Source organism: Adlercreutzia wanghongyangiae, from assembly GCF_035989245.1.
Lineage (GTDB): Bacteria > Actinomycetota > Coriobacteriia > Coriobacteriales > Eggerthellaceae > Adlercreutzia > Adlercreutzia wanghongyangiae.
In genome coordinates this window covers 107888-133739 of record NZ_JAYMFF010000007.1, presented here as the reverse complement: position 1 = coordinate 133739, position 25852 = coordinate 107888, and the positions used below count along the sequence as shown (strand labels likewise).

At 54.5% G+C, this 25852-nt stretch carries 21 protein-coding genes; 18 read left to right on the top strand and 3 right to left on the bottom strand.

The genetic code is table 11. The features are described 5' to 3' along the window. Positions 1-4 precede the first annotated feature (4 nt). The 3 genes from VIN30_RS04695 to VIN30_RS04685 all read left to right on the top strand — a co-directional run bounded on the left by VIN30_RS04695 (position 5) and on the right by VIN30_RS04685 (position 3167). The gene (locus VIN30_RS04695) at positions 5-1066 is read left to right on the top strand and encodes a glycosyltransferase family 2 protein (protein ID WP_326424267.1); all 1062 of its coding nucleotides are present in this window, start codon (positions 5-7) and stop codon (positions 1064-1066) included. A 115-nt stretch (positions 1067-1181) separates the two neighbouring features. Next, entirely contained in the window at positions 1182-2495 is a 1314-nt protein-coding gene (locus tag VIN30_RS04690) for an AAA family ATPase (RefSeq protein ID WP_338209684.1), read from the top strand. 3 nt (positions 2496-2498) lie between these two features. Beyond that, a complete protein-coding gene (locus tag VIN30_RS04685) occupies positions 2499-3167 on the top strand; it encodes a hypothetical protein (protein WP_326424265.1) in 669 nt (222 codons plus the stop codon). Between the two features lie 181 nt (positions 3168-3348). Here the strand turns inward: VIN30_RS04685 and VIN30_RS04680 are convergent, their stop codons facing one another. Continuing rightward, positions 3349-4512, bottom strand: a complete 1164-nt coding sequence (locus VIN30_RS04680) for a glycosyltransferase (protein ID WP_338209681.1) — start codon at positions 4510-4512, stop codon at positions 3349-3351. A gap of 90 nt (positions 4513-4602) precedes the next feature. Here VIN30_RS04680 and VIN30_RS04675 point away from each other — a divergent pair, with 90 nt between their 5' ends. Continuing rightward, the gene (locus VIN30_RS04675) at positions 4603-5823 is read left to right on the top strand and encodes a nucleotide sugar dehydrogenase (RefSeq protein WP_338209679.1); all 1221 of its coding nucleotides are present in this window, start codon (positions 4603-4605) and stop codon (positions 5821-5823) included. 2 nt (positions 5824-5825) lie between these two features. On the opposite strand, the gene VIN30_RS04670 is transcribed toward VIN30_RS04675, so the two are convergent. Together VIN30_RS04670 and VIN30_RS04665 are read right to left on the bottom strand one after the other, a co-directional pair. Beyond that, positions 5826-7649, bottom strand: a complete 1824-nt coding sequence (locus VIN30_RS04670) for an ABC transporter ATP-binding protein (protein ID WP_338209677.1) — start codon at positions 7647-7649, stop codon at positions 5826-5828. Positions 7650-7660: 11 nt separating this feature from the next. Then, positions 7661-8440 (bottom strand): ABC transporter permease, encoded by a 780-nt coding sequence (locus tag VIN30_RS04665; RefSeq protein WP_326424259.1) that lies wholly within the window; start codon positions 8438-8440, stop codon positions 7661-7663. Positions 8441-8574: 134 nt separating this feature from the next. Here VIN30_RS04665 and VIN30_RS04660 point away from each other — a divergent pair, with 134 nt between their 5' ends. From VIN30_RS04660 to VIN30_RS04595, 14 genes are all read left to right on the top strand, one after another. Continuing rightward, on the top strand, positions 8575-10659 hold the full coding sequence (locus VIN30_RS04660) for a glycosyltransferase (RefSeq protein WP_326424258.1): 2085 nt from the start codon (positions 8575-8577) through the stop codon (positions 10657-10659). Positions 10660-10664: 5 nt separating this feature from the next. After that, positions 10665-11900, top strand: coding sequence for an O-antigen ligase family protein (locus VIN30_RS04655; RefSeq protein WP_338209674.1), 1236 nt, complete (start codon positions 10665-10667; stop codon positions 11898-11900). A 106-nt stretch (positions 11901-12006) separates the two neighbouring features. Next, positions 12007-13098, top strand: a complete 1092-nt coding sequence (locus VIN30_RS04650) for a YveK family protein (RefSeq protein ID WP_338209671.1) — start codon at positions 12007-12009, stop codon at positions 13096-13098. Positions 13099-13146: 48 nt separating this feature from the next. After that, complete coding sequence (locus VIN30_RS04645) at positions 13147-15015, top strand: polysaccharide biosynthesis protein (protein ID WP_326424255.1); 1869 nt, start codon at positions 13147-13149, stop codon at positions 15013-15015. Positions 15016-15030: 15 nt separating this feature from the next. After that, on the top strand, positions 15031-16245 hold the full coding sequence (locus VIN30_RS04640) for a DegT/DnrJ/EryC1/StrS family aminotransferase (protein WP_338209668.1): 1215 nt from the start codon (positions 15031-15033) through the stop codon (positions 16243-16245). A 92-nt stretch (positions 16246-16337) separates the two neighbouring features. Beyond that, the gene (locus VIN30_RS04635; protein WP_338209716.1) at positions 16338-16937 is read left to right on the top strand and encodes a sugar transferase; all 600 of its coding nucleotides are present in this window, start codon (positions 16338-16340) and stop codon (positions 16935-16937) included. Between the two features lies 1 nt (position 16938). Further along, positions 16939-18216: a glycosyltransferase family 4 protein gene (locus tag VIN30_RS04630; protein ID WP_338209666.1), complete on the top strand. Its 1278-nt coding sequence runs from the start codon at positions 16939-16941 to the stop codon at positions 18214-18216. Further along, positions 18213-19529, top strand: coding sequence for a nucleotide sugar dehydrogenase (locus VIN30_RS04625; protein WP_338209664.1), 1317 nt, complete (start codon positions 18213-18215; stop codon positions 19527-19529). The genes VIN30_RS04630 and VIN30_RS04625 overlap by 4 nt, the downstream gene beginning before the upstream one ends. After that, entirely contained in the window at positions 19530-20630 is a 1101-nt protein-coding gene (gene wecB, locus VIN30_RS04620) for a non-hydrolyzing UDP-N-acetylglucosamine 2-epimerase (RefSeq protein WP_338209662.1), read from the top strand. Beyond that, complete coding sequence (locus VIN30_RS04615) at positions 20627-21703, top strand: Gfo/Idh/MocA family protein (protein ID WP_338209660.1); 1077 nt, start codon at positions 20627-20629, stop codon at positions 21701-21703. The genes wecB and VIN30_RS04615 overlap by 4 nt, the downstream gene beginning before the upstream one ends. Beyond that, on the top strand, positions 21703-22272 hold the full coding sequence (locus VIN30_RS04610; protein ID WP_338209658.1) for an acyltransferase: 570 nt from the start codon (positions 21703-21705) through the stop codon (positions 22270-22272). Before VIN30_RS04615 ends, VIN30_RS04610 begins: the two co-directional genes overlap by 1 nt. Continuing rightward, positions 22272-23402, top strand: coding sequence for a DegT/DnrJ/EryC1/StrS family aminotransferase (locus tag VIN30_RS04605; RefSeq protein WP_338209656.1), 1131 nt, complete (start codon positions 22272-22274; stop codon positions 23400-23402). Before VIN30_RS04610 ends, VIN30_RS04605 begins: the two co-directional genes overlap by 1 nt. A gap of 60 nt (positions 23403-23462) precedes the next feature. Continuing rightward, complete coding sequence (locus tag VIN30_RS04600; RefSeq protein WP_338209654.1) at positions 23463-24653, top strand: glycosyltransferase; 1191 nt, start codon at positions 23463-23465, stop codon at positions 24651-24653. Between the two features lie 56 nt (positions 24654-24709). After that, positions 24710-25846 (top strand): glycosyltransferase family protein, encoded by a 1137-nt coding sequence (locus tag VIN30_RS04595; protein WP_338209652.1) that lies wholly within the window; start codon positions 24710-24712, stop codon positions 25844-25846. Positions 25847-25852 lie beyond the last annotated feature (6 nt).

Genomic DNA, 25852 nt, shown 5'->3' with positions numbered 1-25852 from the left:
AACGATGGGGAAGCGTCCGGCAATCAGCATTATCATCCCCGCCTACAAGGTGGAGGCGTGGGTCGAGCGCAGTGTGCAGTCGCTGCTCGATCAGACGTTTGCCGACTTCGAGGTGATTCTCGTGGATGATGGCAGCCCCGATCGCACGGGCGAGTTGTGCGATCGCCTGGCCGCAGCTGACGGTCGAGTGCGGGTGATTCACCAGCAGAATGCCGGGGCAGCCGGGGCGCGCAACAACGCCATGCATATCGCGCAGGGCGACTACTTGTACTTCATGGACGCTGACGACTGGTGCGAGCCGACCATGCTGGCCGATATGCACGCTATGGCCGAAGAGCACGGACTGCAGCTGCTGGTAACGGGCTTCTATATCGATACTTACTACGCCGATGACAAGTATTTCCGCGAGGTGCGTACGGCGCCTCAACAGGTGTATGCGACCCAACAGGAGTTTCGGGAGCACGCCCACGATCTTTTTGATCGACAACTGCTGTATGCGCCGTGGAACAAGTTGTATCAGCGTGAGTATTTGCAAGAGAGGGACATTCAGTTCCCCGAGACGTTCTGGGACGATCTTCCGTTCAACGTCGATGTAGTGCGCGAGGTGGAACGCGTCGGATGTCTTGACGGCCATTACTATCATTTCCTGCGTGCCCGCGCCGAGAGCGAGAACACGCGCTATCGCCCCGACTTGCATGCGAAGCGCTGCGAGGAGGACCAATGGCTGTGCGACCTGTTCGCAGGGTGGGGTGTGGATTCGCCGGAGGTGCGGGAGTTTCTGGCGCGGCGCCATGCTGAGCGCCTGCTGGGCAGCGTAGAGAACATCACCTGTGCCGACTGCACCTTATCGGGCGCGCAAAAGCGCGCGGCCGTGCGCGATATCATTCGCGAGCCCCGCGCACAGGAGGCGCTAGGACAAGCCCAGCCGCGCACCACTATGATGAAAATGGCGCTGGCACCCATGAAGGCCGGCAACGTCACCCTCACCCTGTGGGAAAGCCGCCTCATCTCCTTCGTGAAACGCCACAGCACCAATCTGTTCGCCCGCCTGAAGGCAAACAGATAGTATCTTTCCGATGAAAATATTTTTTGCGTATCCGGTACTTTGAAATGATATATTTTGAAGTAAATGGATATTATGTTCTGGAATAGGAAAAATAATACGACATATGAGGTGCATTATGGGGTTGACGAGTGTCTCAGTTGGCGGAATGAGAAACCTAGGTTTTACGCGCCTTGAGCTCGAGGGAATCACGGCAATTATTTCTGCGAATAACTATGGTAAGACCAATCTTATGGAAGCGCTGCGATTTGCAGTGTCTTTCATTACGGCAAGTCCGAAAGACCGTTTGTCGATGATGTCTTATACGCGCTACATCCCCTTGGTGACCGCGCTACAAAATCAAGAATTTAGCTTTGAGGTTGAGTTGGATGAACCGAGTTTGGGGAGATATCGATACATTAGATACGGATTCTCATTCGCCTGGTTACGCGATGACGGAACGGGGCGGCGCATTACTCACGAAAGCATTGAGATTAAGGCGTCGAAAACAGGAAAATGGACCAATTATCTAAAGAGAAAAGAAGGAAAATATAAGAAAACATACGATACTCGTTCTTTTAGTACCGTTGTTTTGGATGATGCTCAGTTGGCCATCGATGTGCTCACTTCTTTCGAGAACATCGATATCAATCCGGCAATTCGCAAGATTCAAAATATGGCATTTGTAATGTTCGACGCAATCGATGCGCAGGACAAGTTCTCCTCTGTTCCCATCGAATTCGAGGGAGAGCCGGCAACGGAGGGGGGAATTGCCCTCAATGACGACGATTTGCCTCGCGCTCTTTATCGGTTGCGCCAGTGCAACGAGGATCGTTACGGTGATTTCCTTGCGGCAGTGTATACGCTCTTTCCTACATTCGACTCGTTTTCCGTGGACGCTTACAAGTTGCAAGAAGAAGTGCACGAGCAGCTGCTGAAGAGTCTTGGCTCACAGGAAGGGGAAGGGGGAATTCCCTTCAGGATCAGAGACGAGCTTTATCGAGTCACTGTAAAGGATACGCACCTCAATCAGCCTGTCGACATCAGGAGGATGTCGACAGGGACGAAGAGGATCGTATGGTTGGTGGCAAATACCATTCTAGCTAGCTTGAGTCATGCCGAGATGGTCGGAATTGAAGAGCTGGAAACGAGCATTCATCCGCAGCTCATGAAGGTACTTCTTGAGATACTTGACGAGAACAAGGGCGATACGCGACTTCTCGTTTCCAGTCATTCTCCTGCCTTAATTCAATATTTGAAGCCGACGCAGATATATGTGGGTGTTCCTAACGAGGAGGGTGTTGCCTCCTTTAAGCGCATTCGTTCCAAGTCGATTGCGAAGCTGACGGCGAGAGCCTATGACATGGGCCTCGGTATTGGCGAGTATCTTTTCGAGCTGATGTCCTCGGGTGAGCGCGGGTCACGCGAGCTGCTCTCGTATCTCGAGGCGTAGATTATGCTGGAATATGTGCAAGGAGTCGCCTTTATCGTGGAGGGGGCCACCGAGCGAGTCTTTTACGAGCAGTATATCCGGTCGGCGGCTGACGAGAGACTCGTGTCGACTCCGTTTGGGGAAGAGTCCGAATGGGGCTTTGACGATTTGATGATTGCTGGCGATCAGGGCGACATACTTGTCCGGTTCAATAATGTGGGAACGGTTACGCAGATGCCAAATTCAGCAGCATGGTTCAAGCGGTCATGCCGTGCTCGCTGGCCCTCGCTACCGTGGACGGTTTTCCTCTGCTATGACACCGATTCCTATGATGTGCCTATTTCCAAATTCCAAAGCGAGAGTTGGAATTTGCTTCGCAAAGATCTTGAAGAATCTGCTGATGAAGTGATTGAAATCGCAGCGGCCGCCGACATCGAGGATGTGATGCTCGCCGACTTCGAAGGTGTGCTTAGGTATTTGGGGCTTGACCCCGCAGCTCCACTGCCTTCTGGCGGAAAGGGAAAGTCGCGCATGAGAAAGCTGTTCAAGATGAGATCGGTGCGTCATCCATATCATGAAGGAGAAAAGGCGTTGCCGCTCATACAGACTCTGGATATGCGTAAGATTTGTGCTGCCTCTCTGGTGCCGCTTGGTCGGATAAATGAAGTATGCGGATTCGCCGAGAGATCATAGGTAAAAAAATATTGACTTGATTTTACACTTCATTTTAAGTGGATGACTGTGACCTGGTATTTTGATCCTGCTGATCTCTGATAGGTAATTATGACGCTTTGGGCAGCGATTGCTGATGGCTATATGTCATTCTGGGCGAAGCGCGTAGTCGAAGGATCTTGTTGCAGTCCTGAGGCTGCCCTTAATGCAGTCGGGCGATTGCCCGCGCGCTCTGGAGTCCGACCGTGCGCACGTTGTGCAGCTGCTGGCGCAAAGAGCGCACCTTGAAGGCGAGGGTTTCCGGGAGGGAGGGCCGGTAGTCGATACCCCTTGTTGTCGCGAAGAGTGCCTTCTGGACGGGGGAAAGAGCGGGGTCGCCCAGCACCAGTTCGGGTTGCATTCGTGCGAACATACGGGCGGTCTCTTCGATTGTGACAGGGCTCTCTTCCCCCAGAATAGCCGCAGCTTTGTCCCGGTTGTTGAAACCGCGATGGTAGTGGGCCTGCATCACGCGGGTATCGAGACCCGCGTGGCGCTCCAGTACATCGGCTCCGTCGTTCCAGCGATCGAATACCAAAGTGGGCTGATTGCGAATGGTGGAGTCGAAATGCGCCGGAGTTTCCTCGCGGTAGCAGTAGAAGGGCTCGTCCAGATAGGCGATGGAACGAGCGGCGGCCATGGTTTCCACCAGAAAGGGGTTGTCGGCCCATCCCGCGCCAGGAATGGGCAGGAATCGGATGCCATGCTCGCGCAGAAAGTCGGCGCGGTAAAGTGCCGACCAAATGGAGGGATGGTACTCCATCAGCGTTGTGCATGACGCAACGGCGGGTTCGCCCTGCGCGAGCCAACCGTTGCTCAGCTGTTTGGCGCCCGTGGGCGCGGGCGTGCCCCGATAATAGCAATGTACGAGCGCCTGCTCAGGCGTGTCGGCGAACAGCACGCGCCAATAGGGGGTTTTTACAATATCGGGGACTGCCGCTCGGTCTGCATCTGCATCGCTGCCGATCCGGGCTGCTTCTTGGGCGGTATCCATCATGGCTTCCACGGCATCAGGCAACAGCCAATCGTCTGGCTCCAGAATGCCGATCCATTCCCCGTGCGCCTCGTTGATGCCGCGGTTGCAGGTGGCGCCATAGCCCTCGTTGGGCTTGTCGACAACAAGAACGCGATCGTCCTCCGATGCATGCTGCTCTAATATAGCCAGGGATGTGTCGGTCGACCCGTCATTCAGGCAGAGGATCTCCAGGTTCGAGTACGTTTGCTCGCGCAAGCTGCGCAAAGCCTGGCTAAGATAAGGCGCTGCGTTGAACACGGGCACCACGAAGCTGATAAGGGGTTTGGCGCTGCTTGTTCGGGGATTGCTCATGGGGTCTGCATCCTAGCGACGGCGGATAGGGGAAGCTGTACTATAATGCCCATAGTTTATCTTATTTGGGCTCTATCCGAGGAGTTTCGCGTGAACATAGCGGTTGCGGGTACGGGGTATGTGGGGCTTTCACTGGCGGTGCTGCTGGCTCGGCACAACGACGTCACAGCAGTGGATGTGGTGCCCCAGAAGGTGGATCTCATCAACGAGGGAAAGTCGCCTATTGCCGACCCTGAGATTGAGTCCTTCCTGGCGGCGGGTGGCCTGCGTCTGACGGCGACCCTCGATGGGGCGACGGCCTATCGCGACGCCGATATGGTCATCATCGCCACGCCCACCAACTACGACCCTGAAAAGAACTTCTTCGACACCAGCTTGGTGGAGCAAGTGGTGGAGCTGGTTCTGACAGTGAATCCCGAGGCCGTGATGGTCGTTAAGTCCACCGTGCCCGTAGGCTATACGAAGGGTCTGACAGAGCGGTACCCCGCAGGCAAGTTCCTGTTCAGCCCGGAGTTTCTGCGCGAGGGCCGCGCGCTGTACGACAACTTGCATCCCAGCCGCATCATCGTGGGCGTGCCCACGGAATCGCCTTTCGAGGTCGAGCTGCAGCAGGCCGCTGAGCGTTTCGCGGCGCTTCTGGCAGAGGGGGCTCAGGATGCGGATGTGCCCACGCTGATCATGCGCGCCACCGAGGCCGAGGCCGTAAAGCTGTTCGCCAACACCTATTTGGCCTTGCGTGTGGCCTACTTCAACGAGCTTGACACCTACGCCAGCGTGCGCGGGTTGGATGCGGCTGCCATTATCGGGGGGGTGGGACTGGACCCGCGTATCGGCGACCACTACAACAACCCGTCGTTCGGCTACGGCGGCTACTGCCTGCCCAAGGACACCAAGCAGCTGCTGGCCAACTACGACGACGTGCCCCAGAATCTCATTGAGGCCATCGTTCAGGCCAACCGCACACGCAAGGACTATATTGCCGACGAGGTGGCGCGTCGTGTGGACGAACTGCGCGACGAAGGTATGGAAAACCCGGTGGTGGGGGTGTATCGCCTCACCATGAAGAGCGGTTCGGACAACTTCCGCGCCAGCAGCATCCAGGGCATCATGAAGCGCCTCGCCGCCAAGGGCGTGGAGTGCGTTGTGTACGAACCCACGCTGGGTGCTCCTGAGTTTGCCGGTTGCGCAGCCTTATCAAATCTAGACGAATTCAAGCGGCGCTCGAGCATCATCATAGCCAATCGTTGGAGCGACGATTTGTCAGATGTGGGTGACCGCCTTTACACACGAGATCTATTTAGAAGAGATTAGGGCTAGTTGAGCACTTTGCAGATGAGGTCTTTCATGACAGGACCGAAGGCCGAGTTTTCGCCAACCAAAAAAATACGTTCAAGGTTGGACTGATTGGCACGTACATAGTCAAGAAGCTTCACGGTGCTATCGAGATTGGTGGTGTCGACAGAAATGATCGCCCCCGACTCTCTCGCAACTATTTCGGCTATCGAGAAGCCGTCAACATAGCTGTCGTCTGCAATGACGAACACAGTCGTGTAGCCATTAGACCGCCCAAAACCCTCACTTGCTAACCAAGAAAGAGCTTCGCAATTTGCTATATCGCCAGGTTGCTCAGGTATTCTCGTCCATTGGAGGCGTCCATCTTGTAGAGTGTTGAGAAATTCATCGGTAAGGGGGGTGGGATTTCCCACCACTAATGCACGTTCGGTTTGCGACGCACGAAAAATATCCGAGAGCTCATCATTTGATTGACCAGCAAAAGAGCAGATGATATAAGGCGTGGGTTCCAGAAAGAAAACTGGAGCAACGGTGGCAGATGCCACACCGCTTCGATTTGCCGATAAGATGGCATGGTGGCCCCATTGAGCGCCAAGCTTGGTGGCAAGTCGATAAGCCAATCTTGAGAGGCGTTCAAGGTCGTCTGCATCCACGATGTGCATTTCTGTGCTGGGGCCAGCAATGTCCTTAATCGAAGAAAGCACGTTTTCTTGAATGTTGGCATGGCTGAGGACGATGACCCTTTCGGGTCGAGTGCGAGAAATATAAGAGCTGACCAAGGTGGACAATTCTGCTCGTTTTGTCATGAGGCAGATGCCATCCAGAGCGCCTGCGATGCTCAATCCCGACATTACTACGGGAGGATCGTCTCCAGGCACGACGACAACAGTTCGATAGTCTCGATTCTTTGAGAGAAGGGATTCGCAAATAGAGTTGACCTCAAAACGATCCTTTCCGAGAACGCACTCTATCTTCTCGGAGGTAGAGTGCGTATTGCTGTTGAGGAGATTAAAAATAAAGGTCTCCGACTCTTGACTTCCCGTGCGTCCTCCGAGTGCTTGATAAGTCCGGCTTACCGTCTTAGCTTCTCCGATCATTCGGATATGACCCTTTTCGATCCAAACGGCTTTGTTGCAGAGGCGTTCGATTTGATTGTTGCTGTGGGACACGAGCAGGACAGTTGTGCCATGCTCGCGAATAAGGCTTTGGATGCGTTTCTCGCATTTTTGCCTAAACATAAAGTCTCCCACAGAAAGAACTTCGTCCACAATTAGGATGTCGGGGACGATAACGGTGGCAATGGCAAAGGCAATGCGAGACACCATGCCTGACGAGTAATTCTTAAGAGGGGAATCGAGAAAGTCTCGTATTTCGGCAAAATCAACGATCTCGTCAAAGTGCTGTTGAATGAAACTTTTTGAATATCCCAGAAGGGCGCCGTTGAGAAAAATGTTCTCTCGCGCTGTAAGCTCAAAATCGAATCCAGCGCCCAGCTCGATGAGGGGGGCGATGTTTCCTCGTATTTCCACGGAACCCACAGTTGGCTCGAGGACGCCCGAGATGATTTTCATCAAGGTTGATTTACCTGATCCGTTTGTGCCCAATATTCCGAACACATCACCCTTTTGCACGTCGAAGGAGATGTCGTCTAACGCTCGGAAGCGTTTGAACATAAGCTCACGCTTGGCTATAGCGATGAAGTATTCCTTCAGAGAGTTGAGTTGTTGAGTGGCACTGTTGAAATCCATCGTGACGTTGCTGACGCGAATCATGGGGGGCTCGGACGTCTTGGCAAAGGAGTCCGACTGGTTTGCCAGAAACGTGGTAATTGTTTGGGCGGGCATGGAGGCGCTCCTTACACATAGAGGATGAATTTGCGCTGAAGGCGACGGAAGACTCCAAGGCCAACAAAGAATGTGACAGCCGCTATAGCTAGGCAGATGAGATTATCGGAAACGCCAGGTGTGATGCCCCACAGAGCAATGTCGCGGAAGTACTGCACGTAATGGAACATAGGATTGAACAGCTCAACGGTCATCATCCAGTCGGGCAGGATGTCTACGGGGTAGAAGAGGGGGGTGGCGTACATCCATGCAAGCCGTAGAACACTCCACATGTGGATAACGTCACGGAAAAAAACAGCAAGAGAGGCGAGAAGAAGCCCAAGACCTAAGCTAAAGATGGTGACGTAAAAAAGAAGAACCGGCAATAGAAGCAAATTGAAGGTGGGGGGGATTTGAAGGAAAATCATGACGATAGCAACGGCAATGAGCGAAATTGCGAAATTAACAAGCTGAAAAAGCACTTTTTCAATGGGAAAAATGAGTTTATCGATGCGTACCTTCTTGATCAAGGAAGATGAGTCAACGATTGAGGTCATAGCTGAGGTTGCGCTGTCCATCGCGAGAGAGAAAAGAGTGTTGCCGAGAATAAGGTAAAAGGGATAATACTCGATTTGAAAGCGAAAGAAAGCGCTGAACACGGCGGTTAATACGCACATCATTAGAAGAGGGTTGAGCACCGACCAAAGAACGCCGAGGACGCTACGGCGGTACTTCAGCTTAAAGTCCTTTGAGACAAGGGAGGAAATGGTGAACCAGTTTTTCTTTAAGCTCGAAGGCAGTACATCGCTCACAGAGCAGCCTTTCACTCGACCGTGAGGGGGAATTGATGCGCTCGCAGGCGCAAAGGTAGAGTATATTACAAAAATGGCGATATCTCTCGATTGTGGAGAATAAAGGCGAGTGATGGAGTTGCAAGGAGAGCCTAGTGACGACGTTGTCGGTTATTGTTCCGGTTCATAATGGAGAAAGGTACCTCGAAGATTGTCTGGAGAGCATTCTTGCGCAAACATGGGCCGATTTCGAGGTGCTGTGCGTAGACGATGGCTCAACAGACTCCACTCCTCTCATACTCGCAAAATATCAAGAGCGCGATCCTCGTGTAAAAGTGCTGACACGGTCTGCGCAAGGTGCGGCTCAAGCTCGCAATATGGGGATTGAGAGGGCTTCTGGTAACTATCTGCTCTTTTTGGATGCCGATGATTTCTTCTCGCTTGATATGTTTGAGGCCGTTTGCGCACGGGCTCAAAAGACCGATGCCGACATTGTGCTCTTTGGGGGAAGGCGCTACGACCAAGCTACGGGCCTCCTGAGTGATTGCTTCGAATTTCTCTTTCCGGAGCTGCTTCCGCGTAAAGAGGTGTTTAATCTTGATGATGTCCCGCAGACCTTCTTTCGAATCACCACTCCGGCTCCATGGTCGAAGTTGTTCAAGGCATCGTTTGTCCGGTCGAAGAATTTGCGATTTCAGAGTCTTCCCAACAGCAATGACCTTTTCTTTGTGTACATGGCCATGGCGCTTGCCGATCGAGTGACGGCGGTGGAGGGAGACTATGTCAGGTATCGGGTGAATACGAACACCGGCATTCAAGATACTAGGCAAAAAGAGCCGCTGTGTTTCCTGGAGGCCCTCGAGGCTTGGAGGTGTGCGCTTTGCGAGCACAAGGTTTTTCAGCGTGCGGAGCTGAGTTTTGTCAACACCTCCCTTTCCGTCATTAAATACAATATCGAAACAGTGCGTGATCGCGTGGCCTGCGCGAAGATACTCGATTACCTTGCAGACCACGAGCAAGCGCTTGGCGAAGTACTCTGTCATCCCGATGACTATTACCAGTATTTCGATAGCTGGCAGTTGCATGCTTTCATTGTGGCGGCCATGCGGCAGCGCGAGCGTATGAGGCTTGCGGGCGATCCCGTTCTTCCGCAGGTGGTGGTTGGGGCGACGCAGGACAAGCCTTTGGTGTCGATCATCGTGCCTGTATACAACGCAATGCCCTTTATTCGGGAAACGATAGAGTCATTAATTGCGCAATCCATGGGCAATTTCGAAATCATTTGCGTAAATGATGGCTCGACGGATGGCTCCCTGGAGGAAGTTGTGTCGCTGGCGAGTGGGGATGGCCGGATTAAGGTTCTCAGTCAGCCAAATCAGGGGCTTTCTTGTGCGCGCAATGCGGGGCTTGATGCCGCTTGTGGGACATACGTCTACTTCATGGATTCCGATGATTTGCTCGTACCGACAGCTCTGGAGGAGCTGACGGAGCGTATGGAGTCGCAGGATTTGGACGTTCTATATTTCGATGCTGAGTCTTTCTTTGAGAGCGTCCAGCTAAAAAAAGAACACGCATGGTTCATAACGAGCTACACCCGGAGTACTCAGTATGACGAGGTACGATCGGGGGCGGAGTTGCTGGCACTGTTCCAGGCGAATCGAGATTATATTGTGTCCGCCTGCATGTACATGACTCGCCGCGAGACGATCGAATCGAACAGTCTGCGTTTTATTCGAGGGATAATGCACGAGGACAATGCGTTTACGTTTTCGCTTGGTCTGCATGCCGAGCGTGCTGCGCACCTGAAGAGACCCCTGTTTAAGCGGCGCGTACGCAGCGGATCCATTATGACTACGAGTCCTTCGTTTGCGAAGTCTTACGGATACTTTGCATGCGGCAAAGACATGGCGCGCCAGCTTTTTACTTTACCTGAATCCATCGATTTGGAGACTTGCGCCCATCTTGGCGTTCTGGTGGCTCAGGCTTTTCAAAATGCGCGTAATGTGTACGCTGCGTTGTCAGAGGATCAGTGTGGATCTCAATATGGACTTCTCGAAGATTTTGGGGCTTTCGGGGTTGAGGTTCGGGAGCCCGCTGAACGTATGAGGCGGACATGTGATGATCTTGCGCAAGTGCGAGAAGAGGTAGGGGCGCTGCGTGGTTCGTTGTCTTTCCGTCTGGGACGCGTGGCCACAAAGCCTTTAAGGTGGTTGAGGGATATGGCCAAGAGGCAGAGCTAGGATAGATGAAGATGTTGGAGCATATGAGGGAGAAAGTTGCTTTGCTGAACAGCCGATGGTTCATCGGGATTTTCGCCATCCTAATTGTGCCGTTTTTTCCTCCTGAGATTATTAATCACGTTGGCACATCGTTGTTCATAGATGCCTATGCATGGGGCGGCGTGATATCCGCTGTTGCATGTGCGTTGCTCTACGTCCTCCTTGCCAGGAAAGACGTATTCTCGCTTCTCAGTGTGATTTTGCCCGCGATAGTGTTGCTGTCAACGTTGTTCTATGGTGGCGCGATCAATCTTTGGTTCTCCAAATGGCTTCCGTGTTTCGCGATAGTTATGCTCGTAGCTGCTTTTGGACGCTCTATGAAAAGAGAGCTTCTGTGGGGATTATTCGTAGTGACATTTACGTTGTCGGTGCTCAATCTTGCCTCGGCTCTTCTTTTTCCCGAGGGGGTATATGCCACGAATGGCACGGCGCAAAGCGGTAACTTTTTTTACGGCAATAAAGACAGCGCCTATCGCATTTTATTTCCTGCCCTCTGCTCGTCCTTTGTGCTCGATGCTTGCTGTGGACGATGGCTCAGCGTGCGGTCTCTTTTCGTGCTCGCTGTTTCAATTCTTACGGTTTACCTTGCCACCTCGTCGGCGACATTGTTGGCGTTGACGTTTCTTGTTGTACTTGTGCTCTGCGCTCGATGGGAGGCGCTTCGAAGATATTTGAATGGGCTCACGGTGACGATCATGGGAGTTGCTGGCTTTTTGGCAATTGTCGTGTTCAGGCTGCAGCATCTATTCGATTTCATCATTGTGGACGCATTGGGGAAGTCGCTCACCTTTACCGGAAGAACCTTCATATGGGATAAGGTGTTTGAGCTGCAAGGTATTCGGTGTTTCTTTATCGGGCGCGGGGTATCCGGTTATAGGGAGCTGTGGGTGAACGATCGGCAGTATTATCATGCGCATGATGGCTTTCTGGACATTTGGCTTAACAGCGGCATGCTGGGTGTGCTAGTGCTTTGCACAATGCTGGGGCTGGTGGCTTTCGTATTGTATAGATTTCGCACGCGGCAAGAGGCTGCCGTGTATGCAGCGGTGCTGGGTGCGTACTATTTGAACGGCATCACGGAGCCCGTTTTCAGCGTCTCGTTTATTGCGGTTCTGGCCCTCGCGTACTACTCTTTCGCGGGCGATGGGTATTGTGTGCCATTCGATGGCATTAAAATTGAAAAGGGCGAGGGCAACGGGTGACCCGGGCTGCGAAGTTAGGAAGTCGTTGTTTTTTCTCGCGAACTATTGCTCGAAACTCTTTTGGGATAGAATGAAAAAGATATTGACTTAGTGAATTGAGGTTATTGTGACATTGCGCGATCTTTGGCTTCTTGTTCGACATTATGCGAAATGGGTTGTTGTTGTTCCTCTCTTGTGTGGGCTACTTGCCGGTGGCTTCATGTTCGTCAAGGAAAGCTCACGGGGCGAAAGCTATACGGCAGCGGCTACGCTAACGGTAACCGATCCTTCGGGGATACTCAATACAGCAAATTTGATGAACTTGGCGAGTGCAGTGGCGCAAAACGTGGTTTCGGCTGGCGGAGATGCCGGCATGACATCCAAGGCTGACGCAACCACTCAATCCATTGAATTCACTGCGACGGGCGTAAGTGCCGATGAGGCGGTGCATACTGTTAATAGCGTCGCCCAAGAATCGGCCGACGCTATTCAAGCTGCCCTTATGCAGCAGAGTGAAGTATATTGGGACTCGGTAAGTGAGACGTCCTCCTCGGCATTGGATGCGGGCGAGCCTTTCGGAGCAGGAGCCTCGTCAGCTGATCGCGTTGCCGCATTGCGGTCGTGTGTGTTTACCGTATCGCAAGCTACTGGCGCGACAGGCAGTGGCTCGAGCAATGTGGTTAAGTATGCGGTGGTGGGGCTGCTGAGCGGCCTGTTTGCCATTGGGTGTGTTCTCGTGTTGATTGATGCGGTGCGCCGCCCGTTGAAAACCAAGGAGAATGTGGGCGAATGCACTGCTGTTCCGGTGTTGGCCGGGGGGGTCACTCTCCAGGATGGTGAACGTTTGTGGGCTAACGTGCAGTTTGCGTCGGAGGAGTTGGTCGGTTCGGTCGGTGTTGTGCCGGTATCGGCGATCGACACCCAGCAGCTTTGCGAGGCTTTGAAGATGGCGATGCAGGCTCAGTGGCCCCAGGTCCACGTTGTTGCTCTAGGGGGTAACGATCTCGCGGCAGCGATGCGTGCCGGCGAGTCTGCGGGCGCTGTTCTCAAGTGCGCTCCGCTTTCTGATGGGATGGCTGCGGCCTATGGGGCTCGAGCAGCTCAGGCGACCGTTGTAGTGGTGCGCACCTGGAAGGATTCCCAGATCACACTGTGCGATACGCTGCAGGAATTGCAGCTAGCGGGGGGTAATGTTGCCGGCATTGTGCTCGTTGATTAGCGACGTGCAATTTTTGCGCGGTTGAATCGAGAGGTTGGCCTGTTCCTTATGAATAGTACGCGAAACATCAAACGCTTTATCGTGCGGTCGCTGCCGCTGGTGATCATCGATGTTGCCGCCACGGTGGTGTCGTTTCTTATTGCAGCTTGGGGCACGAGGGCGGGGGAGATCGATCTCGCCTCGCCGTTCTTCATCGGGCAGATGGTGCTTCTTGCCGCGGTGAACGTGATCGTGTTCGGCGTGTTCCGCATGTACAACAGTTTGTGGGAGTACGCCAGCGTAGACGATGCGGCTCGCATCGTGGTGGCGACGGTAGTCGCCTCGGTGGTGGGCGATGTGCTTGGCGCCCTCTTGTTCGACGAGCGTATGCCCTTCCGCGTGTACATCTGTGCATGGGCCATTTTGCTCATCATCTGCGGTATGGCTCGCTTCTCGATTCGCGTGAACTCCAAGGGGCGTAGCTGGTCGTTTTTGGGTGTGAAGGCTCCTGGCGAGGCGCGTACTCTAATCGTGGGTGCTGGCGAGAGCGGATCGCTGGTGGTGAGCCGCATGCTGGCAGGCAGCGACGAGATCGTCGGTTGCCCCATTGGCTATGTGGATGATGACGGGCGCAAGATCGGCCGTCGTATCCATGGCGTGAAGGTGCTCGGCAGTTGCGCGGATATTCCCCGCTTGTGCAAGCAGTTCTCCGTTGATCAGATTGTGGTCGCCATTCCTTCGGGTACTCAGAAACAGAAGCGTCATGTGTACGACTTGTGCATGGAAACGGGCCGGAAGGTACTCACGTTGCCCGAGCGCGTGAAGGATATCCCCGAAGAGCAGCTGGGTCGTGTGCCCATTCGCGATGTGGAGGTGTCCGACCTGCTGGCACGCGAGGAAGTAGCTCTGGACGAAGGGTTGGTGGGCACCTATCTGAAGGGAGCCGTGGTGCTCGTCACTGGCGGCGGCGGCTCCATCGGTAGCGAGCTGGTGCGCCAGCTGCTGCCTGCCAAACCGGCCAAGATCGTGCTGTTCGATATCTACGAGAATACGGTATACGAGCTGTACCATGAAATTTCCGGGGCCGCGCAAGAGGCGGGCATCGAGATTGTGACCGAGATCGGCTCTATCACCCATCTTCCTGCCCTGGAAGAGGTGTTCGAGCGCCATCGGCCCCAGGTGGTGTTCCATGCGGCGGCCCATAAGCATGTGCCACTGATGGAGTCGAACCCCCGCGAGGCTATCGAGAACAATGTGTTTGGCACCTTAAATGTGGTACGTATGGCCGATGAGCGCGATTGCTCTCATTTCATCCTCATCTCCACCGACAAGGCGGTGAATCCCGCCAATGTGATGGGCGCCACGAAGCGCATGTGCGAAATGATTGTGCAATATTACGCTCAGCGGTCGCAGACTGCGTTCGCCTCGGTGCGCTTTGGCAATGTGCTCGGTTCCCACGGTTCGGTGATCCCCCTGTTTAAGCGCCAGCTGAAAGCGGGCGGTCCCATTACGCTGACTCACCAGGATATCACACGGTACTTCATGACTATTCCCGAGGCGGCTCGCTTAGTTATTACGGCGGGAGCGTTGGCCGAGGGCGGCGAGATTTTCGTACTGGATATGGGCGAACCGGTGCGCATTTACGACTTGGCCGAGAACCTGATTCGCTTGTCGGGTCTGACAGTGGGTGAGGATATTGAGATCAAGGTGACTGGTTTGCGTCCTGGCGAAAAGCTGTACGAGGAACTGAACATGGACGATGAGCCCACGGTGCCCACGGCCAACGGGGCCATCACGGTGATTAAGGGCGTGCGCCCTGAGGTAGCTAGCGTAGAAGAGCGACTGGCGAAGTTGGAGGAGGCGCTTCCTCGAGATCGTGACGATATTAAGCGGGCGTTGAAAGAAGCGGTTCCTACGTACACGCCTGAATTCCAATAGCGCAGGAGAAGTGGTATGACCGAGAAGATGAACATTCCGTTTTCGCCGCCCGACATTACCGAAGAGGAGATCGCCGAGGTGGCCGACGCATTGCGATCGGGGTGGATTACCACCGGACCGCGGGTGAAGGAGCTGGAGCGTCAATTGGCGGCTTACCTGGGGGTACCGCGCTGCGTGTGCCTGAATTCCCAGACGGCGTGTGCGGAAATGGCCCTGCGCGTGCTGGGAGTGGGCCCGGGTGATGAAGTTATCGTGCCGGCTTATACCTACACCGCCAGTGCGTCGGTTATCTGCCATGTGGGTGCCACACCCGTTATGGTGGATTGCGCAGCCGACTCCTTCGAGATGGACTACGATGCCATGGGGCGCGCCATTACCGTGCGAACCAAGGCCGTTATCCCCGTCGACTTGGGCGGTGTGCCCTGCGACTACGATCGCATCTTCGCGGTGTTGGAGGAAAAACGATCGCTGTTCAGCCCTGCCTCGGCCATTCAGGGGGCGTTGGGCCGTGTGGCCGTGTGCGAGGATGCCGCCCATGCCCTGGGCGCCACCTACCATGGTCGTATGATCGGATCGGTTGCCGACTTCACGTCGTTCTCCTTCCATGCGGTGAAGAATTTCACCACAGCGGAAGGAGGTTGCCTGGCCTGGAATCTTCCGAGCGAGGTGCTCGACGACGAGGTGTATAAGAAGGTGCAGCTGCTCTCGCTGCACGGGCAGTCGAAGGACGCGCTGGCAAAGACCAAACTCGGCGCTTGGGAGTACGACGTGCTGGGGCCATGGTACAAGTGCAATATGACCGATATCCAGGCTGCTCTGGGCCTGGTTCAGCTGAAGCGCTATGAGGGGATGCTTCAGCGTCGCCGCCAGTTGATCGCCCTGTACGATAGTTATCTGAAGTCGTTGGAGGTGGAGCCTCTTCCCCATGTGGGCGGCGATTATGCCTCGTCGGGCCATTTGTATATCTGCCGCGTGCCTGGGGTGTCGTTCGATGAGCGCAATGCCATCATCGAGGCCATGGCCGACCGCGGTGTGGCCACGAATGTGCACTACAAGCCACTCCCGCTGTTGACGGCCTACAAGGATCTTGGGTTTGATATTGCCGATTACCCTCGGGCTTATGCCCGTTTCGCCAACGAGGTGACCTTGCCGCTGCACACTTGCTTGACTGACGATCAGGCTCACTATGTGGCCTCTACGTTTGCAAGAATAGTCGGAGGGGCTCGGTGAGGCTTCTTCCTTGGAATGCGCTGCCTGACGAGCTGCAATGTGAGGCGGTCAGGCCCTACTACGAGGCCCTAGCGGCTAAGAGGGCACAATTGGTGGGCAAGCGCTGCTTCGATATTGTGGCGGCGGCGTTTTTGCTGGTGCTGCTCAGCCCGGCGTTCCTTGTGCTGGCTATTGCCATCAAAGCGGACTCGCCTGGCCCGGTGTTCTATCGCCAGGAACGCGTCACCCAATACGGCAGGCGGTTTCGTATCTTCAAGTTTCGCACGATGTGTGATCGGGCTGATCAAATGGGCAGTGCCGTGACGACGGGCACCGACGCGCGGGTAACGCGCGTCGGTGCCAAGATCCGCGATTATCGCCTTGACGAGATCAGCCAGCTGATCGACATCCTGCGGGGGACCATGACGTTTGTGGGTACGCGCCCGGAGGTGCCCCGCTACGTGGAAGGCTACGCGCCCGAGATGATGGCAACGCTGCTTCTACCTGCGGGCGTCACTTCCACGGCCAGCATTCAGTTCAAGGATGAAGCTGATTTGCTGAATGGGGCCGAGGACGCGGATAAAGTTTATGTGGAGGAGATTTTGCCTCTGAAAATGGAATACAATTTACAGGATGTAAAGAAATTCAGTCTGCCGCGGGATCTGCGCATTATGCTCGCAACGGTAGGCGCCGTAACGAATCGAGGAGAATAGCGTGTCCGGGAAAACGATCTGGACGATCATGATCGACAACTGCCTGCCTGAGCATGGGCCCCACAATCGTCACTTCTGGTTCGCGAAGCATCTGAAAGAGCGGGGCTATAACCCTGTGGTGTTTGTGGCAAGCCGTGAACGCGGAAACGCCATCCAGATGATTGAGGATGATGCTCCGTTTAAAGTGGATGATTCGTACGGCTTCCCCTTTGTCTATATTCGCATCAAAGATTACGGTGAGAGCATGAAGAAGCGCATTTTGTCGATCTTCGAGTTCCACAAGCGTCTCAACAAGTACGCCGACACCTTCGTGGAGATGTACGGAAAACCTGATGTGATTCTGGGCTCGAACGGCTACCCGCTGTCACCGTGGCTCGCCAACCGGTTTGCGAAAAAGTACCAGGCTGCGAGCATTTGCGAAATATGCGATTTGTGGCCGTTGTCCCTGGAGGAGTACGACATCATCAAGCCCGGCGGTGCCATCGCCAAGGCTATGTATGTGCTTGAGCGGAAGAACTACGAGAACGCCAATGCGATCATCTTCTCTATGGAAGGTGGCGGAGATTATATTCGCGACAAGGGGTGGGATATCGAGAGCGGTGGCAAGATCGACCTCGCTAAGGTGCATCATATCAACAATGGCATTGATTTGGATGCCTTCCACGAAAACGCTGGCGCCTTCGCATGCCCGGTGAGCGAACTTGCAGACAACGGCAAAGTTAAGATCATCTACGCCGGCTCAGTGCGAAAAGCGAACAACATTGGTTACTTGGTCGATGTTGCCGAGTGCATGCAGAATGACGATCAGGTTGAGTTTGTTGCTTTGGGCGCTGGTGATGAGCTGGAGGATTTGAGGGAAAAGGTGCGCGAGCGCGGGCTTTCCAATATTTCCTTTCCCGGCGCAATAGACAAACGCGAGATACCAGCCAGCTTAGAAAAGGCGCGCTTGCTGCTCCTGCTCTATTCGTCGATGCAGGTTAATCTGTCTCGGTATGGCATGAGCCAGAATAAACTGTTCGATTACTTGGCTAGCGGGAAGCCTGTTTTATCGAACTTGCCATCGAATTATTCCATTATCAACAAATATGATTGCGGTGTCGAGCGGTCGTTCTCCGGTCCTGAGGAATTTGCCGAGCAGATTCGTCGGATGATCTCCGATAAAGATTCGTTAAAACGGTGGGGAGAGAATTCTCGCAGCACCGCTGAGTTATACTCATTTGTTAGCCATACGAACCGCCTCATTGAGATCATTGAGGATATTACCAAGGAGGAACAGTGAACAAGCAAGAGTTGTTGGGCAAGATCGCCTCTCGCGATTTGGTGTGTGGCACCGTAGGTCTCGGTTATGTGGGTCTGCCGCTTGCCGTGGAGAAGGCCAAGGCCGGCTTCAAGACCGTGGGTATCGATGTGCAGGCCGAAAAGGTCGATATGGTTAATCGTGGCGAGAACTATATCGGTGACGTGGTGAACGAGGATTTGCAGCAGCTCGTGAACAACGGCATGATTGAAGCTACTACTGACTTTTCTCGCATCGGCGAGTGCGATTTCGTAGCCATTTGCGTGCCCACGCCACTTGATGTGCATCAGCAGCCCGACACCTCGTATATGGAGTCTTCTGCTAAGGCCATTGCACCCTATCTCAAAAAGGGATCGATGGTGGTGTTGGAGTCTACTACCTACCCGGGAACCACGGAGGAGCTTATCCGTCCCATCTTGGAAGAGGGCTCCGGTATGACCTGCGGCGAGGACTTTTATCTGGGTTTCAGTCCTGAGCGTGTTGATCCGGGTAATCTCATCTACAAGACCAAGAACACTCCCAAGGTAGTCGGCGCCATTGGCGACGATGCGCTGGATTGCATTGCGGCTCTGTACGAGTCAGTGCTCGAGGGCGGCGTGACCAAGGTATCCAGCCCGGCGGTGGCCGAGATGGAGAAGATCTTGGAGAACACCTACCGTAACGTGAACATCGGTCTGGTGAACGAGATGGCCATGCTGTGCGATCGCATGGGCATCAACGTGTGGGAGGTCATCGACGCGGCTAAGACGAAGCCCTACGGCTTCACGGCGTTCTACCCGGGTCCGGGTTTGGGCGGTCACTGCATTCCGCTTGATCCCTACTACCTTTCCTGGAAGGCGCGTGAGTACGGGTTCCACACCTCGATGATCGAGTCCTCCATGATGGTGAACGATCAGATGCCCGAGTATTGCGTTGATCGCGCCGCCCGCGTGCTGAATGAGAGCGAGAAGTCGCTGAAGGGTGCCGATGTGCTGGTGCTGGGCGTGGCCTATAAGCAGGATATTGACGACTATCGCGAGAGCCCGGCCCTCCGTGTGATCGAGTGCCTGGAGAAGCGCGGTGCGAACGTGAGCTTCTATGATCCGTGGGTGGCCGAGTATCGCTACAAGGGTAGCACCAAGCAGTCCATTCCCGCGTTGACTGAAGAGGCGCTGGCCAATGCCGATCTGGTGATGGTGACTTGTGCCCACACGAATGTGGATTACGATTTCGTGCAGCAGCACGCCAAGGCCATCTTCGATACGAAGAACGCCATGAAGGACGTTGAAGTACGTGACAATATCGAGGTGCTGTAGTTGGCTGTCAAGATCATGACCGTCGTGGGGGCGCGACCGCAGTTCATCAAGGCTGCGGTCGTCTCCCATGTTTTGGAGAGCATCGAGGGCGTTGGGGAGGAGATCGTTCATACGGGGCAGCACTACGATGCGAATATGTCTCAGACTTTCTTCGACGAGCTTGATATTCCCGAGCCTAAGGTTAATTTGGGCGTGTCGGGAGGCTCTCATGGCCAGATGACGGCGCGTATGCTGGAGGCGCTGGAGTCGGAGATGGTGGCGCGCAGACCCGATGCTGTGCTGCTCTATGGGGACACGAATTCAACGCTGGCCGCTGCCCTGGCTGCGGCGAAGCTCCATATTCCCATAGTACATGTTGAGGCAGGGGCGCGTACGCATTCGGCTACAAACCCTGAGGAGATCAACCGAATCTGTACCGATCATGTAGCAACCAAGCTGCTGGCATGTACGAAAGATAATCTTGAGAATCTGCAAAAGGAGAATCTTGGCGCTCGGGCAGAATTTTCGGGTGATCCCATGTACGATGCGTTCGTGCACTATTCTTCTGCGGCTCAGCAGCCGGCCTTGGTGAGCATTCTCGATGGTGAAGCGGTGGAGTTGCCTGCAGAATTCTATTACGTCACCTGTCATCGAGAGGAAAATGCGGGCACCGAGGAAGCGCTCGGCGGCCTGCTGGATGCCCTCTGCGCTCTTGATGCGCCGGCAGTGTATCCGGTCCATCCGCGCAATCGCGCCGCTGTGCGCCAGCGGGTCGAGGGCGGTGGCGACTTCTCGAACGTGCTTTTCGTTGAGCCAGTGGGCTACTTGGAAAGTGTTTATCTCGTTAATCACGCCAAGCAGGTTGTCACTGATTCTGGCGGATTGCAGCGCGAGGCATTCTACGCCGGTGTGAAATGCACGACGGTGCTCGATTTCGAGGTATGGCCCGAGACTATGGTTGATGGTCGTAATATTTTGGCGAAACCGTCGCGGGAGTCTATTCTCGCAGCGATGAGTGTGCCCCAGAGCGTCGACGAGGGCTACCAGCCTTTTGGAGACGGCAAGGCCGCGGAGCGGATTGCGAGTTGCGTTGTGGAATTGGCAGAAAGGCAACAACTATGAAGTGCGCCATTATCGGATGCGGTCGTATTGCGGTGAACCACGTGAAGGCGGTTGCGAACAACAGCCTCGATCTGGTCGCGCTGTGCGATGTGGACGACTCGAAGTTCGACATTATGCTGGAGAAGGCCGATTGCGGCGACTTCTCCAATGCTGGGCGCTATGCCGACTATCGGCAGATGCTCGCCGATCATCCTGAGATCGAGCTAGTGGCCATTGCCACCGAGAGTGGCAAGCATGCCCAGATTGCTCTTGATTGCATCGATGCGGGAAAAAACCTCATCATTGAGAAGCCCATGGCTATGTCCATTGCTGACGCCGACGAGATCGTTCGTCGTGCCGACGAGAAGGGCGTGAAGGTTTCTGCCTGTCATCAGAATCGCTTCAATGTGGCTATTCAGCAGTTGCGTAAGGCTATCGAGGCCGATCGCTTCGGAAAACTCTCCCATGGCAGCATTCATGTGCGTTGGAACCGCGGCAAGGGCTACTACGACCAGGCGCCTTGGCGCGGCACATGGGAGCAGGATGGCGGCACGCTGATGAATCAGTGCATTCACGGTATCGACCTTTTGCGTTGGATGATGGGCGATGACGTGGTCGAGGTGTACGGCGCAACGCGTCAGCGCTTCCACGATTATTTGGAGGCCGAGGATGTGGGCGTTGCCGTGGTCAAGTTTGCCAACGGCGCCGTGGGCACCATCGAGGGCACCAGCAACGTGTATCCGAAGAACCTGGAGGAGACCCTATACGTTTTCGGCGAGAACGGTACGGTGAAGATCGGCGGCACGTCCACCAACAACATTGATGTGTGGGACTTCGCTGATGAGACCGAGGCCGACGCAGCGAACAAGGGCCTGGAGGAGCAGACCTCCAACGTGTACGGCAACGGTCACACCCTGCTCTACGCTGATGTGGTGGATGCCATTCAGAATGATCGAGCGCCCTATGTGGATGCCGTGGCCGGCCGCAACGCGCTGGAGATGGTGCTCGCCATCTACAAGAGCCAGAAGACGGGCGAGCCGGTGGCATTGCCGCTGGACAATTTCGCTAGTACTGATATGGCGGGGGAGTTCTAATGGAAGGCGTGTTCGTTCACGAGAGTTCTTATATCGATGAGGGTGCCGTTATCGGTGAGGGCACCAAGATCTGGCATTTTTGCCATGTGCAGTCCGGTGCCGAGATTGGCCGCCATTGCAGCTTGGGCCAGAATGTCAACGTGGGTTCCAACGTGAAAATCGGCAACGGCGTGAAGATTCAGAACAACGTGTCCGTCTACGAGGGCGTGACGCTGGCCGATTACGTGTTCTGCGGTCCCTCCTGTGTGTTCACGAACGATCTGACGCCGCGCGCGAAGTATCCCAAGGGCAGAGTCGGCTACAAGGCTACGCCGGTAGGCGAGGGGGCTTCCATCGGAGCGAATGCCACCATTGTCTGTGGCCATGAGGTGGGCGAGTGGTCTCTCATCGGCGCGGGCGCCGTTGTTGTATCCGATGTGCCGGCCCATGCACTCATGCTGGGCGTGCCCGCCAAGCGCAAGGGATGGGTGTGTGAGTGCGGTACCCTGCTTGGTGCGGGGCTGGCTTGCGAAGATTGCGGTCGAGTTTACCGCGAGGCCGATAAGGGTCTGGAAGAGGTGGGGCGATAATGCAGTTCCGAGATCTGAAAGCTCAGTATCTGGCGCTAAAGCCTCAGATTGACCAGGCGATTTTCAATGCTGTCGAGGAAGGGCGCTATATTTCCGGGTCTCAGGTGCGGGAGCTGGAGGAGCGTCTTGCCACCTATGTGGGCGTCAAGCATTGCATTACTTGCGCCAACGGCACCGATGCGTTGCAACTTGCGCTGATGGCCTGGGGCGTGGGCCCGGGGGACGCGGTGTTCGTGCCCGACTTCACCTTCTTCTCCAGCGGCGAAGTGGTGTCGGCCGTGGGGGCGACTCCGGTGTTCGTTGATGTCGATGAGTCCACGTTCAATGTGGATGTAGCAAAGCTGGAAGAGGCTGTGGTGGCCGTGCGTGACGAGGGTAAGCTTGTGCCCTCTGTCGTGGTGTCGGTGGATCTGTTCGGTTTGCCCGCCGACTATCCGGCACTCAGGCCTTTGTGCGAGAAATACGGCCTGAAGCTGCTGGAAGATGGCGCTCAGGGTTTCGGTGGTGCCATCGGCGGGGTCATGGCCTGTTCGTTCGGTGACATTTCCACGACGAGCTTTTTCCCCGCCAAGCCGCTCGGTTGCTACGGCGATGGGGGAGCGGTATTCACTGACAACGACGAATGGGCTGCGCTCATCCGCAGCTACGCCGTCCACGGAAAAGGATCCTTTAAGTACGACAACGTGCGTATTGGAATGAACAGCCGTCTGGATACCATCCAGGCTGCTGTTTTGTTGGCAAAGTTGGACGCTTTCGTGAACGTGGAGATTGCTGCGGTGAACGGGGTGGCGCGTCTCTACGACGAAGTTCTGGCTGCTTCAGGTCTCGTGTTGCCTCGTGTGCCCGATGGCTATACAAGCTCGTGGGCACAGTACACCGTGCAGTTGCCTGGGGACGCCGATCGTGACAATCTCCAGGCTCGGCTTAAGGAGCGAGGTGTACCTACTATGGTGTATTATCCTAAGCCCATGCACCAGCAGACAGCTTTCGGAGATGCTTGCATCGTTTCTCCTGGCGGTTGCTCGGTTACTGAGCGGTTGTGTGCCACTGTGCTGAGTTTGCCCATGGGGCCTTACATGGGCGAGGGAGATGCGCGGAGCGCAGCCTGCAATCTTTGCGAAGTTCTTTAGGCGCGGTACTGGTCAGCAATATGGACGAGCATTGCAAGATTATATTGGGTTCGGTGTCTCATGCCCGCGGATAGAAGGACACGGCTTATTGCATTCCCTGGACAAATGGACGGGGTTTTTTTCCGAAACGAGCTCCCCTATCTGAAAGAGGAGTTTGACGAGGTGATTGTCTTCGCCTATCCGGGAAACGAGGATGAATGCAGGGAGCTGGCCCGGGTCTTCGAGCTCGAATACCATATTGTCCCCATGTTCGGGATATCGGCTTTTTTTCGTTCGCTACCAAGACTCTTGCTCGATAAAACCGTAAGGAACGAAGCGAAAGGAAAAAACCCGAAGCAACTGGGATATATGCTTCTCTATCTCGTCTGGGCTGACATGGTAGAGCGAGTTTACTGCGATGAGTTGATTTCTGACAAGCCCACGGTGTTGTACTCGTTTTGGCTTTCCCGGGGCGCCTATGCTGCTTGCAGGCTGAAATTCAAATTTGGACTGGGAAAAGCAGTGTCCAGGGCCCATCGATACGATTTATATGAAGAGCAAAATGCTGCAAACTATCTCCCCTTCAGACGTTTTTTGTCGAATTCTCTAGATGAAATTCATTTTATTTCAGATGATGGAATGAGGTATTTCGCAGAAAGATGGGGCGACGGCAGTGCGAGTTTGATGATTAGTCATTTGGGGACACGCCCCTTCGACTATGTGAAGAAGGTGCGCCCGAAAGATTTGATTTGCATAGCTAGCTGCTCCGCCGTTATTGACGTCAAAAGACTCGACCTTATCGTGGATGTTCTCGAAAAGATAGATCTTCCTGTTTTCTGGGTTCACATTGGAGACGGGGACAAGAAGAGTGAGATTGAGGAATATGCATCGTCGAAACTGAGGCCTGGGTCTTTCGAGTTTCTGGGACATGTCGACAACGGCGAGCTCGCATCTGTATTCGAGAAATATGATGTTGACTTCTTCGTAAACCTCAGTGATTCCGAGGGCATACCCGTGTCCATAATGGAGGCTATGTCGATGGGTGTTCCGGCCATTGCTCGTAATGTAGGCGGAAACGGCGAGATTGTTTGCGATGCAGCCGGGGGATTGCTGCTGGATGAAGTAGACGCATACGCTGTGCGTGTATACCTGAACCAGCGCTTTAGCCTTGATGCATACGAACAGTTGTCAAAACGCGCGCGGAAGGCATGGGGGGCTGCTTTTTTCGCGCAGGACTGCTACCCGAGTTTTTTTAAACAGCTTTCCCGCTGAAAGGGGCCATCGACGGAAAGCGGGATAGGGGGCATGATCGTGAGCAAGGAGTTTTGATGAGCCAAAAAAGATGTATATTCCACCTGCCATTTACGCCAGATCCTATCAATCGGCCCAGTGGCACGAACATTCGTCCCGGTAAGATGCTCCAGGGATTCAAAGACAACGGATACGATGTCTTTGAGATAATCGGGGAGTCGAATCACAGGGCTGAGCGCATCAGGGAGGCAAGAAGGCTTATCGACGACGGTGTGGCCTTCGATTTCGTCTACTCGGAATCGGAGACTATGCCGACGATGCTCACGGACAAAGATCACCTTCCCCGACATCCCTTCATGGACTTCTCTTTCATGAGGTTTTGCCGTTCTCGTGGTGTTCCTGTTGGGCTGTTCTATCGTGATGCTTACTGGCTCTCAGAGGAGTATGCCCATATCAAAAAGGGGATCAAGGGCCGTATCTCGGTTCCGCTCTTCCGGTATGACCTAATGCAGTACAGAAGCGCCGTCGACGTGCTGTTCGTCCCGTCTTACGAGTTCGCGTCGCTGTTCCAGAGCGGCCTAAAGGAGTTCAGCACGTGCCCCCTGCCCTCCGGAACCGCCGTCTCGAAGCCGTTAAAGAAAAGTGATCTTTGTGCGCTGCCGAACGGCGGCGAAATCCTCAAGTTGGCCTACGTCGGCTGCATCACAGTGGGGGATGCGTATGACATGACGATGCTTCTCGGGGTTGTCCGTGAGCTGGAGCGTGTGCAACTCACCCTTTGTGTGCGTGAAAATGAATGGTGTAAAGTAAGGGAGCACTACGAGCCTTATCTAAATGAGCGAATAAGTGTTGTGCATCTGAAGGGTGACGAAATGAAAGCCATGCTCGATAAGGCGGATGTGGGCCTCCTTTTTTTCGAGCCTTCGCAGTATCGGCGGCTGTGTATGCCAGTTAAGCTTTTCGAATATATTGAGCATGGGCTTCCAGTCGTGTCGCTTTGCGATACATCAGCTGGTCGATTCGTAGAGAGTAACAAATGCGGCTGGACGACAGACTATTCCAAGGAAAGCCTGTTAAGGCTAATCAAATGTCTTGCTTCAGATCCTGATGAAGTTGCGCAAATGAAAAGGTTTTGCAAAGAAGCTGCTGTTCGCAATACTTGGGAGGCTCGCGCAGCTTATGCGGCCGAAGTTTTGAACCAGGTAAGAAGTTAGAGGTGG